The organism is Deltaproteobacteria bacterium, from assembly GCA_003696105.1.
Classification (GTDB): domain Bacteria; phylum Myxococcota_A; class Polyangia; order Haliangiales; family J016; genus J016.
Genome location: RFGE01000087.1, coordinates 1 through 12,199, shown reverse-complemented (window position 1 = coordinate 12,199; position 12,199 = coordinate 1). Strand labels below are relative to the sequence as shown.

Genomic DNA, 12,199 nt, shown 5'->3' with positions numbered 1-12,199 from the left:
CAGTTGCGGCGCTCATGGTCGCAGCGGGTCGGCGCCAACGAGGCGCAGAAACCCGGCGCGGTGGTTGTTGAGCGCGCCGTGCTCGCGCATGCGCCAGCGCGTGCGGTGCGCCCGGAAGAACCCCGCCAGGTCGCGGAAGTAGCGCAGGGCCACGGGCGAATCGCCGGCGAGGTCGCGCTGCTCGGTCGGATCGCGTTTCAGATCGAACACGCTCTCGCGTCCCTGGTAGTCGACGATGTACTTCCAGCGGGCCGCGCGCAGTGCGTAGCTGCGGCCGTATTCGAGCGGCATCACGCGCGGCGTCCACGGGCCGCGCCGGAGCGCGATCGGCAGCAGGCTCTCGCCCTGCACCTCCTCGGGAATCGGAACGCCCATCAAGTCGAGCACGGTCGGTGCGATGTCGATGTGGCTCGTCACGGTGCGTACGGCGATGCCTTCGTCGGTCAAGCCGGGCGCGAACACCACCAGCGGCACGTTCGCCAGTTCGGCGTAGTGGCCGAACGCGTGACCCATGTGCCCGTGCTCGTACATGCCGTCGCCGTGGTCCGACGTGAGCAGGATCGCGGTGTCGTCGGCGAGGCCGGCGCTCGCGAGGCCGTCGACAAGCTGGCCGAAGCAGCCGTCCATATAGGTGACCTCGCCGTCGTACAGCGCCTTGAGCTGATCCCACATGGTGTCGGTCATTCGCAACGCTCCGGACGTGATGCGACCGAGCAGCTCGCCGGTGACCTGCTTGCCGATCGGCGGTGGCCACGGACCCGGAAAGTACCGATCGGTGATGCCGGGGTGGTAGCGATAGGGCACGTGCGTCTCGTACGGCAGCGACGACACGAAGAACCGCTCGCCGGCGGCCGCGCGCCGCTTGGCGAACGCGAGAATCATGTCGATCAACGGAACGCAGTCGTTGCTCTTGCCCTCGCGCGTCGGCTGATGGAATTCGGTCCATCGTCCGGGCTTTTCGAGGCGCGCCATGCCGAACGCGTTGTTTCCAAAGTAGCCCGTGGCGACACCGGCGGCGCCGAGCGCTGTGCTGATCATCGGCGTACCCGGCTTCAGCTGGGCGCGGTCGCCGACGACGCCGTGCACGCGCGGGATCATGCCGGTCTGGATGCTGCCGTGCGACGGCGGCGACGACGGGGATGCCGCCTGGTTGTACAAGAAGGTCACGCCCCGCGCGCGACCCTCTGCCGTGATGCGCGGCGTGTCGACGCGGGTCGTGCCGTACAGCGCGAGCCGGTCGGCGCGCAGCGCATCGACCACGACGAGAATCGCGTTGCGCACCGCGGGCGGACGCGGGCGCACCGGGGCGGCCTCGAGCTGGATGCGCGGTTCGCCCCACGCGGCCTCGGCCGGCGCGCTCAGTTCGAGGCGTACGAGTTGGCCGGCGACCGGGGCGAGAGACACGGCGTGTGCCGCCCAGCCGGCCGGTGCGTCGGCGCGCCACAGGTCGACGCGGTCCCCGTCGGCGGTGGTCGCGCGGATCGCAAACGGCGCGCTGTCGCCGGCACCGGTGGCGAACGTGAGCCACGCGCGGTCGGGGATCTCGACGTACAGCGCCATCGCGTCGAAGCCGGACAGCGACCGGCGCGTATCACCGGCGACCGCGGCGCGGCGCGCGGGCGAAACGGGCGGCCAGTCGGCGTCGGGGGCGCCCGGCGGCGCCACGTCGATGGAGTGGACGAGCGCGTAGGCGGCGGTCGCGCCGGCGCGGCCCTTGCGCGCCAACTCGATCCGCAGCGCGTTTTCGCCGCGCTCGAGCACGCCGGCGGGCACGTCCCACGTCTCGGTGTGCCACGCTGCCGCGGGCGAGCGCGACGGCAGGCGCGTGCCATTGAGCGTGACCGTGAGCCGTTGTCCCGCGGCGACGCCGTGCAGCCGGATGCGCAGCCGCGCCGCCCCGCCGGCGTGCGGGAACGTCAGCTGTGCGCGGCGCTGGGTCAGCGCCCGGCCGGCGTGACCGTCGAGGTCGACGACGTCGCCCCACGCGGAGGCGTAGTCCGCGTCGTATTTGCGGAAGCCTTCGCTCGCCGCGGGGATCACGAGGGCGCCGCCGCGGTACAGGTGCCACAGAAATCGATTGTCGACGAGGTCGATGGCGGGATCGTCGGCCAGGTCGGGGCGGCGGTCTGCGCGCGACTGGGGGGCGGCCGGCTGCCCGCGCCGCGGCGCGTCGTCACCGGCGGCCGACTCGGCTGGTGCCGAGGCGGCGGCCCGCGGTGCGGCGGTCGCCGGCGGGTCGGGCGCGCGGGCGCCGCTGCGCGGTTCGCCGCAGCCGGCGAGCGCCATCACGACAGCGGACCATGCGAGGCGGCGTGACATGCACCGCACCGTAACGAAACGCGATCCGCGGCGCAAATCGCCGGGGTGGGCGCCGCATCGGGCGCCGTCGGCGTCTACGCGGCCGGGCCGGCGGCGATCGCGGCGGCGTGGCCTTCTTTCCACAGCTCGCGTTCGATGGCGGCGAGCAGTGGCCCAAACGTATCGCGCGACAGCGCGCTGATGCGCAGCGCGCCGTGCGCCGAGGCGCGCCGGCGCGCTTCGTCCGGCTCGAGCCGGTCGCACTTGTTGAACGCGACGAGGCGCGGCTTCTCCGCCAAGTCGAGCTCGGCGAGGATGCGCGTGACCGCGCGGATGTGGGCCTCGTAGTCGTCGTCGCTCGCGTCTACGACGTGAACGAGCAGGTCGGCGTCGTACAGCTCCTCGAGCGTTGCGCGGAACGCCGCGACCAGGTCGGGCGGCAGGTCGCGGATGAAGCCGACCGTGTCGGTGAGCACGACCTCGCGCTCGCGCGGGAACCGCAACCGCCGGCTGATCGGATCGAGCGTCGCGAACAGCTTGTTGGCGACGATCGCGTCGCCTTCGGTCAAGTTGTTGAGCAGCGTCGACTTGCCGGCGTTGGTGTAGCCGACAATCGCGACGATCGGCACGCCGCGGTCGCCGCGGCGCTTGCGGCGCAGCTGGCGATTCTGCTGCAGGTGGTCGAGCTTCTTGGTGAGCAGCGCGATGCGCTCGCGCGCGCGGCGCCGGTTGATCTCGAGCTTCGTCTCGCCTGGCCCGCGGCCGCCGATCCCGCCGGTGAGGCGGGACATCATCGTGTTCTTCTCGACGAGGCGGGGCAGCGCGTAGCGCAGCTGCGCCAACTCGACCTGCAGCTTGCCGTCGCGGCTGCGCGCGTGCTGCGCGAAGATGTCGAGGATGAGCATCGTGCGGTCGATGATCTTCAGCTCGGTGAAGTCCGAGATCGCGCGCGCCTGAGCCGGCGTGAGGTCGGCGTCGAAGATGACGGTCTCGGCGCCGAGGTGCATCGCGCGCAGCAGGATGTCCTCGAGCTTGCCGCGGCCGACGAGAAACCGCGGATCGGGCCGGGCCCGGCGTTGTTCGACGACGTCGAGCACGCGGACGCCGGCCGTGCGACACAGCTCGCGCAGTTCGGCGATGCGCGCGTCGCCGTCGTCGTCCGCACCGATGCCGACGTGCACGATCAGCGCGCGGTCGGTGCCCGGCTCGGACGACGCGAGCCGCGCCTGCGTCCGCGCGAACTCCGCCTCGAGCGAGGCCATCAGCTCGATCACGTCGACGTCGAGATCGTGGACCGCCACCGGCGGCAGCTCGCGCCACATCTCGCCGCTGCCGGTCGCCGGCAGCATGTGGCCGACATACACGGGGCCCGGGCGGCCGCCGGCGCCGACGCCGATCGCCGCGACCAGGTCCAGCCGCAACAGCGTCAGGTCCGTGAGGTCGTCGCGGGTGAGCGGCTCGCCGCGAAGGTGCGTGTGCACCAGGCGCAGGCCCCGGAACCGGCCCGGCGCGCCGCGCAGGCGGCCGACGTCGGGGAGCATCAACCGCGAGGCGTCGCCGACCACGACGTGCTCGATGGCGCCCCGCCGGCTGATGAGCAGACCGATCTGCCGGCGCATTTGGGCCGACAGCTCGCACAGGTAGGTCGCCAGCTCCGGAGTGACGATCGCGTCGTGCGGCACGCGGCGCCGGTAGATGCGCTCCAACGCCTTGATTTGGCTCGGCTTTAGCCCCTTGGTATGGCCCGTGACCTCGCGGTTCATCCGTCGCCCGGTTTATAGCGCGATTCACTATAATCGTCTGCGGTGGCGTCAGAACTGCTCGCACTCGTCGTCCACAACCAGCCCGAGGCGCTGGGAGAGGTCGTCGAGGCGCTGTCGAGCCCGGCGCTGCGCGTGCACACCGCGCGGTCGGCGACCGAGGGGCTGCACAAGCTGCAGGCCCACCCGTACGCGATCGTGATCGCCGGCCACAAACCGCCGCTGCTCGACGGAATCGACCTGCTGTTGCGCAGCGCGCTGTACCGGCCGGACGCGATGCGCATCGTGCTGTTGCGCGACGGGGCGGCGGAGGCCGACGTGGATGCGCGCGAGCCGTTCGACCACGCGATTTTTCGGGTGATCGGCCGCAGCCCGCAGCGCGGCAACCTCGCGGCGCTCGTCGCCGAGGGGGTCAAGTTGCAGTCTTTGTTGCGAGAGCAACGAGAACTCGTGCGCCGGCTGGGCAGCGAATACGACAAGCTGCAAAAGCGCGAGAAGCTGCTCGACGTCGTGGTCAAGGAGCGCACCAAAGAACTCGAGGAGAGCTATCAGCGGCTCAAGGCGGCGCACCGGCAGGCGCTATTCGGGCTCGCGGAGGCGATCGAGGCCAAGGATGCCTACACCAAGGGCCACTGCGGCCGGGTCGCCGGCTACGCGCTCGCGCTCGCCGAGCAGGTCGGCTGGCGGGCCGAGGAGATGGAGACGCTGGAGTTTGGTGCGTTCTTGCACGACATCGGCAAGATCGGCGTGCGCGACAGCGTGCTTCTCAAGCCGGGACCGCTCGACGAAGACGAGTGGCAGCACATGCGCGAACACCCGGTCATCGGCTACGAGATCGCCAAGCAAATCTCGATTCTGCACCCGATCATGCCGGCGGTGCGCAACCATCACGAACGCTGGGACGGTCACGGCTACCCCGACGGCCTCGCCGGCGACAACATCCCACTGTCGGCGCGGATCGTCGCGATCGCGGACGCGTACGATGCGCTGGCGACCGATCGGCCGTACAAGGTCGCGCTGCCGCTCGACGAGTCCGAGCGCATTCTTCGACGCAACGCGGGCAAGATGTTCGACCCGGAACTGGTCGACGTGTTCTGCCGGCGGCACATCGGCGTGCTGTACCGCGAGGATTACGAGAACCTGCGGCCGGTCGGCGCCGAAGACGAATCCGCGGCAGGGTGACGTCCGCGGTGCGGGCCGGTAGGGGCGCTGCGCGGATGCCCGCGCCCGAGCCGCGCTACAGCTCGGAGCTGTCTTCGGCGCCGTCGGCCGCGTCGGCGCGGACCGCCGCGTCGACGCTCGCGTCCGCGTCGTCCGCGCCGTGCTGGTCGAGGAGCGTGAGCGCGATCGCGAGCGCCTTCTTGGCGCGCGCCGCGACCTCGGCGTCGGCCTTGAGCTTGCGCCGCGCGTCGAGCACCTGTTCCTGGTAGCGCGCCGACTCGGCCTCGAGTTCAGCCTGTTTCGCCTTGAGCGAGGCAATGCGCGAGTCGCGCGCCTCGAGCGTGTCGCGCAGTTTCTGCAACTCCGCGTCGCGTTCGGCCAGCTTTGCGCGCAGCGATTCGATCTCGGCCTCGAGCTCCGCCGTCCGCTCTCGTGCGCCCGCGAGCCCGCGCTCGAGCTCGCCGCGCTGCTGTTCGAGCGCGGCGATCGCCTCGGCGTGGTCGCGCGACAGCTGTTCGCGCTCGGCGTCGAACTGCGCGCGCAAGGCGCGCTCCGCCTCGTCGCGCTCGGCCTCGGCGGCGGCCAGCGCCTCGTCGCGCTCGGCCTTGGCGGCGGCCAGCGCCTCGTCGCGCTCGGCCTCGAGTGCAGCGATCGCTTTGGCGTGTTCGGCGCGCAGCGCTTCGAGCGCTTCCGCGCCGCGCGCCTCGGCGGCCGCCACGTCCGCCTTGGCCTGTTCCATCGCCGCGTCGAGGTCCGCAACGCGCTTGGCCTCGGCCGCCTCCAGCGCCGCGGCCTTGTCCTGCTCGAGTTGCCGGCGCAGCTGTTCGAGTTCCTCGGCCGCCTTCGCGGCTGCGGCCGCCAGATCCTCCTCGCGCCGCTCTTCCGCCTTGGCCAGCGCGCTCGCCTTGTCCGCCGCGGCCGCTTCGAGCGCCTGTTCGAGTTCCTTGGTCTTCGCTTCCAGCTCGCGCTCGTGTGCCTTCGCGAGCGCCGCCAGCTCGTCGGTGTGCTCGGCCCGCAGCGCGTCGATCGCTTGCACCTTGTCCGCTTCCAGTTCGGCTCGCAGCGCGGCGAGCGCCTCCTCGTGCTGCCGGTCGCGCGCCGCGAGCTGGTCGGCGTGCTCGGCCTCCTTGCGCTCGAGCGCCGCAGCGTGGTCCGCGGCGGTTTGTGCGAGCCGGGCTTCGGCTGCCGCGAGCTGTTCGCGGGCGGTCGCCAATTCGGTGCGCAGCGACGCGAGCTGCTGGTCGAGATCGTCCACTTGACGGCGTAGGTCGGCCAGCGCCTTGTCGCCGGTGGCGATCTTCTCGTTGGCCTCGAGCAGCTTTTGTTCGAGGCCGAGTTGTTTTTCTTCGAGGTCGGCGCGCAGGCGCTCGAGTTCCTGAATGCGCTCCTTGCCGTCGAGGATCTGACGGTCCTTCGAGCTGATCTCGTCGCGGAGGTCGAGGATCTCCTTTTCCTTTTTGTTGATGACCTCTCGCAGGTTCAGAAACTCGCGCTCGCGCGAGAACTCGGACGTGCCCGCGTCGGCGCGGGCTCGCTCGAGTTCGGCGCGCAGCCGCTCGATCTCGGCCTCGAGTTGTGCGACGCGCTCGCTGTCGCGGAGGCCTGACTTTTCCTCGACGGCCATCTCGGCCACCGCGTCGAGACCGAGGTCGAGGTCGTCGGCGCCCGATGCGGACCCCTCGTGCGGCACCGGTTCCGGGATCGCGCCGCCATCGCCGGCGAGCGGCGGTGCCGGCTCGTCGCCGGGCTCCGGCAGCGGCTCTGGCTCCGCCGCGGCCATCGCATGCGATTCGCGTGCGGCCGCGACCGCGGCTTCCGCATCGGCCGCCCGGTCTAGCTCGTCGAACATCTGCACCGGAACGTCAGAGCCGCTATACGTCGCCGCGTCCGCCTCGTCGCCCGCGCCGTCGTCGATGCCGAGCATCGCGAACGCGGCCTCCGTCTCCTCTTCGACGTCGTGATCGACCAACATCGACGGCGCGGCGACGCGCGTGGCGCCGTCGTCGAACTCGTCGCCGCCGAATTCGTCGGCCGCACCGGTGTCGATCTCGCTAAACGGGCTGCTCGGCTCGGCCGGCAATGCCTCGGCAGGTGCTGCCGCGTCGGCTTCGACCTCGATCTCGTCGAACTCGTCCGGCGGCGGCAGCTCCTCGGCGGAGGAGTCGTCGATTTCAATGTCGTCCGACAGGTCTTCGATCAGGATCTCTTCGCCGTCTTCGACCGCGATCTCCTCGACCTCCACCGGCAGGTCGAACTCGTTACCCCCGGTGGCCGCACCCAGGTCGACCAGCGCGCCGATCTTTTCCATCAGCTCGTCGTCCGACAGCGTGCGCTTGTCGAGGTACTCGTCGGCGTGCACCTTCAGTTTGCGGTGGCTCGCAAACCCGGACGGCGGTACCGACGCCGTGGTCAACACCACTGGGATCTTCTTGGCGACGCCCTTTTTGGCCTTGTTGCACAGCGAATAGCCGGTCTTGTCGGGCAGCTCGACGGCGATGAAGATCAGGTCGGGCGCCAGCTCGCTCACCTTCGCGAGCGACGAGGGATCCTCCGGCGCGGTGACGATCTCGAACCCGTAGGGGCCGAAGTTGTCCTGCAGTCGCTGGTGAAAGTCGGGGTCGCTATCGATCAGCAGGATCCGGCGCGCGCTCATGCCGGATCAGTCTATCCCGGCCGGCGGCGCGGACGCAACGCGACCGCCGGCAAAGAACTGGCCAATCTCGCGCGCTTAGCGTATCCCGAGCGAGCTTTGGAGGAACTCGAGCGCGCGCTCCTCCGGCTGATCGGTGACGACGATGTAGCCGACGCCGTCGCGCACGACCCACAGCTTGCGATAGCCCGCCTCCGTCTCGACCAGGACGTCGGTGTCGCCGACCCGCCTGACGCGGCCGGTGCGGCGCAGTCGGAGACCGCGCGCATCGAACACGAACACGCTCGCGTTGCCGTCATCGAAATCGAACGCGAGCTGTGCTCCGAGGCGATCGCGACCGAAGTGAACGATCTGCGCGGCGGCCGGCCGAGTGCGCAGCGGCGCAAGCGGCAGCCGCACGGGAATGCCGATCGCGCGCGACAACTCGCGCTCGACCTCGGGCGCATTCTGGCTCGTCACCGTCACCGGCCGGCCGGTGTGCGCGCCGCTGGCGACACGCAACGGATCGAGTTCCGGGTCGTCGGCGACGGGGCTGGCCGCGACGGGGCCGGCGCCGTGCGGTGCGGTCGCGATCGGCTGGGGCGCCGACGTCGGGCGCGGGTACAGGAAGAACAGCGCAATCGCGGCGGCCGCCGCGGCCACGGCGCCCGACGGAACGAGCCACGCCAGCCACCGCTGTGCCGCCGGCGCGTCGCCGCGCGCGCGGTCGACGTCGTCGAGCGCCGCGAGGATGCGTCGCCGCAGGTGAGCCGGCGCCGCGGGTGGCGCCAGCTTGGCGCGCAGGGTCGCCTTGAACGCCATCTCGGCGTGGACCAACGCCTGGCAGCGCTGGCACGTGCTGGTGTGTCGCTCGAACGCAACGCGGTCCTCGTCGGAGAACTCGCCGTCGAGGTACGGATACACGAGCTTGCCGATATCGGTGCAGGTCAGAGCCATCAGCGCTTACTCCTGTACGTCTCCAGCTCGACCATGTTGTCGGGCGTGTCGCTCGGCCGGCGGATGATGCCCTGCTCGACCGCGTAGTCGTACAGCGCCTTTTGCAGCAGACGGCGGCCGCGGTACAGCCGGGACATCACCGTGCCGATGGGGCACTCCATCACCTCGGCAATCTCTTTGTACGACAACCCTTCGATGTCGCACAGCACGACCGCCACGCGGAACTCCGGCGGCAAGGACTCGAGTGCGCGCGCCACGTCGTCCGAGATCATGCGGTCGATGAGTGCGCCCTCCGGGTCCCGGTGTGCGAGCGCACGTTCGTGGTGCAGGACGCCGTCGGTCGCACTCTGCTCGGCCGTCGCCTGGTCCAGCACTTCCCGCTCGCGTTTGCGCTTGTGGTGTGTGTTGAAGAAGGTGTTGGTGAGGATCTTGAGCAGCCACGCCTTGCAGTTCGACCCCTGCTCGAACGTGTGCCAGAAGCGGTACGCCCGCAGCAGCGCTTCCTGCACCAGGTCCTCCGCGTCGCCTCGGTTGCGGGTGAGGCGGTAGGCGACCCCGTACAGCGCGTCGATGTGGGGGAGAGCGGCCTGCTCGAACTCGCGGCGTGCGATGGGGCGGCGCGAAGGCATCGTTCACACCGTACAACCCGCGCGGCCCCGCGCCCTATTCCCCGGGCGCGTCGACTCGTATGTTGTTGATTTTATTAGAACGGCATCGGGGTCGGCGCAATCGACAGCGCCTCGGCGACCGCCGCGTGCGGACAGGTGCCGCGGAACGTGTTGATCCCGCGCGCGATCGCCGGGTTCGCCTTGGCTGCCCCCTCGAGCCCGAGGTCGGCGATGGCTTTGACGTAGGGGATCGTGGCGTTGGTCAGCGCGTACGTCGACGTATTGGGGACGGCGCCCGGCATGTTGGCGACGCAGTAGTGGACGACCCCGTGCAGCTCGTACGTCGGCTCGTCGTGGTTCGTGGGCCGGCAGGTCTCCACACAACCGCCCTGATCGACCGCGACGTCGACGATCACCGAGCCGGGTTCCATCCGGGAGACCATGTCTTCGGTGACGAGTCGCGGCGCCCGTGCGCCGGCGATCAGCACGGCGCCGATGAGCAGGTCGCACTGCAACACCGCTTGTTCGATGTTGTGCGGGTCCGAGTACAGGGTATGGATCCGCCCCTGGTAGATGTCGTCGAGATAGCCGAGCGTCTGGAGATTGACGTCCAGCACGGTCACCTGCGCGCCGAGCCCCATCGCCACTCGCGCCGCGTTCGACCCGACGGTGCCGCCGCCGATGATGACGACTCGGCCGCGGCGGACGCCGGGTACGCCGCCGAGCAAGATGCCCTTGCCGCCGTGTTCCTTTTCGAGGCACACGGCGCCGACCTGAACCGCCATCCGGCCGGCGACCTCGCTCATCGGCGTCAGTAGAGGCAGCGAGCCGTCGTCGAGCTCGATCGTTTCGTAGGCGACGGAGTCGACGCGCCGCTCGAGTAGGTGCGCGCCCAGCTCCTGCGCGGCCGCGAGGTGCAGGTAGGTAAACAGGATCTGCCCCTCCCGCATCAGCGGAAACTCGGGAGCGATCGGCTCTTTGACCTTGACGATCATGTCGGCCTGTCCCCACACGCCGGCGGCGGTGTCGACGATCTCGGCCCCGGCGCGCGCATACGCCTCGTCCGGGATCAGACTGCCCTCGCCCGCGCCGCGCTCGATCAGCACGCGGTGGCCGCGCGCCGCGAGCATGTGCGCCCCGGCGGGAGTGAGACCGACACGGTATTCGCGAGTTTTGATCTCCTTCGGGCAGCCGATGATCATCGCGGCGGACTATCGGCGGATCGTGAATCCGTGTCAATAGTCGCTCCCCTGCGTGGTTGGCGCTCGGCGCCGGCGGTTCGGCCGTGCGGCGTTCCCGCGCGTGCCGCGGTGCGGCATGCCGCGGGCCGCGGCTGCGTCACGTCCGATAGTCGGCGTTGATCGAGACGTATTCGTGCGACAGGTCGCACGCAAGGCAGTGTCCTGACGCGCGGCCTTGATGCAAGTGCAACCGCAGCGTGTACTCGGGCCGGCGCATGACCGCCGCCGCGCGCCGTTCCGCCGCGGCACCGCCGACGCCGCAACCGCCGCGCACGATCGGCACGCGGTCGAGCCACGCGTCGATCCGATCCGGACGAATTGCGACGCCGGCGTTACCGGCCGCCGCCAGAAATCGGCCCCAGTTCGGATCGCCGCCGGCGATCGCGGTCTTGACCAGAGAGGACGTGGCGATCGCCCGCGCGACCGCGCGCGCGTCTGCGGTCGACCGCGCGCCGTCGACGCGCACCGTGACCACGTGGTGGACACCCTCGCCGCCGCGCATTAGCTGGTGGGCGAGGTCGGCGAGCAGCCGCTCGAGCGCGCGCTCGAACTCGGCGGCGGTCGGTGCACGCGCGGCCGCGCCCGACGCGAGCACGAGCAGCATGTCGTTGGTGGACGTGTCGCCATCCACGGTGAGGCTGTTGAACGTCGCGTCCGCGGCGCGCCGGACGGCGCGGTCGAGCGCCGGCAGCGGCAGCCGGGCGTCCGTGCACACGAATGTCAGCGTTGTCGCCATGTTCGGCGCGATCATGCCCGCGCCCTTGGTACAGCCGATGAGCGTCGCCGAGCCGGCGCGCGCCCGCGCGGTCTTGGCCGCGCGATCGGTGGTGAGGATCGCCTCGGCGAACGGCGCGAGGTCCGGCCCGAGTGATGCTGCCGCCGCCGCGATGCCGCGGTCGACCGCGCGCATCGGCAGCGGCACGCCGATGACGCCGGTCGATGCCACGACGACCCGGCCGGCCGGTACGCCAAGCGCCGCCGCGGTGCGCGCGGCCATCGCCTTCGCGTCGGCCAACCCGCGCGCTCCGGTGCAGGCGTTGGCGTTGCCGCTGTTGACGACCACGCCGCGGACGGCGCCGCGACAGCGCGCCAGCGCCGCGCGCGACACGATCACCGGCGCGGCGACCACGCGGTTTTGCGTGAACACGCCCGCGCCGATGGTGCCGGCGGCGCAGGCGATCACGCCCACGTCGGGTCGGCCGGAGGCCTTGATCCCGGCGGTGGCGGCCCCGAACTGAAACCCTCGCACGCGAAGCGGCATCGGCCGCACGATAGCCGATCGCCCGGCGGCGCGCGCGCGGTCGGGCCGCGCCGGATCGCGCCGGCGCCGCGCGCGCGGTCGCGCCGCGCCGGATCGCTCGGCGGCGCGCGCGCGGTCGGGCCGCGCCGATCGCCCGGCGGCGCCGCCGCGATGGCGATCCGGCTGCGCGTGCGGGTATGCTCGGAGCGTGGTGCGCCGTGACGAAGCGGTCCAGCTGGCCTTGCCGTTGGAGGCGGGGACCGTTTCTCGCTGCGCTTGTCCAGCGGGTGAAAGTCCCGTCCCGG

General features: G+C 71.0%; 8 protein-coding genes. 1 reads left to right on the top strand and 7 read right to left on the bottom strand.

Going from position 1 to position 12,199, the window contains the following annotated elements; translation table 11 throughout:
- Positions 1-12 precede the first annotated feature (12 nt).
- Together D6689_05585 and hflX are read right to left on the bottom strand one after the other, a co-directional pair.
- Positions 13-2,286 carry a hypothetical protein gene (locus tag D6689_05585; protein ID RMH43217.1) on the bottom strand — a complete coding sequence of 758 codons (2,274 nt, stop codon included), beginning with the start codon at positions 2,284-2,286 and terminating at the stop codon, positions 13-15.
- A 107-nt stretch (positions 2,287-2,393) separates the two neighbouring features.
- Positions 2,394-4,061 (bottom strand): GTPase HflX, encoded by a 1,668-nt coding sequence (hflX, locus tag D6689_05580; protein RMH43216.1) that lies wholly within the window; start codon positions 4,059-4,061, stop codon positions 2,394-2,396.
- 42 nt (positions 4,062-4,103) lie between these two features.
- Between hflX and D6689_05575 the strand changes: the two genes are divergently transcribed.
- Positions 4,104-5,240, top strand: coding sequence for an HD domain-containing protein (locus D6689_05575; GenBank protein RMH43215.1), 1,137 nt, complete (start codon positions 4,104-4,106; stop codon positions 5,238-5,240).
- Between the two features lie 55 nt (positions 5,241-5,295).
- On the opposite strand, the gene D6689_05570 is transcribed toward D6689_05575, so the two are convergent.
- From D6689_05570 to argJ, 5 genes are all read right to left on the bottom strand, one after another.
- Entirely contained in the window at positions 5,296-7,872 is a 2,577-nt protein-coding gene (locus tag D6689_05570; GenBank protein ID RMH43214.1) for a response regulator, read from the bottom strand.
- Positions 7,873-7,947: 75 nt separating this feature from the next.
- Positions 7,948-8,805, bottom strand: a complete 858-nt coding sequence (locus D6689_05565; GenBank protein RMH43213.1) for a hypothetical protein — start codon at positions 8,803-8,805, stop codon at positions 7,948-7,950.
- Entirely contained in the window at positions 8,805-9,434 is a 630-nt protein-coding gene (locus D6689_05560) for a sigma-70 family RNA polymerase sigma factor (GenBank protein ID RMH43212.1), read from the bottom strand. The genes D6689_05565 and D6689_05560 overlap by 1 nt, the downstream gene beginning before the upstream one ends.
- A 74-nt stretch (positions 9,435-9,508) precedes the next feature.
- Positions 9,509-10,615, bottom strand: a complete 1,107-nt coding sequence (gene ald / locus D6689_05555) for an alanine dehydrogenase (protein RMH43211.1) — start codon at positions 10,613-10,615, stop codon at positions 9,509-9,511.
- Between the two features lie 136 nt (positions 10,616-10,751).
- Entirely contained in the window at positions 10,752-11,915 is a 1,164-nt protein-coding gene (argJ, locus tag D6689_05550) for a bifunctional glutamate N-acetyltransferase/amino-acid acetyltransferase ArgJ (GenBank protein ID RMH43210.1), read from the bottom strand.
- Positions 11,916-12,199 lie beyond the last annotated feature (284 nt).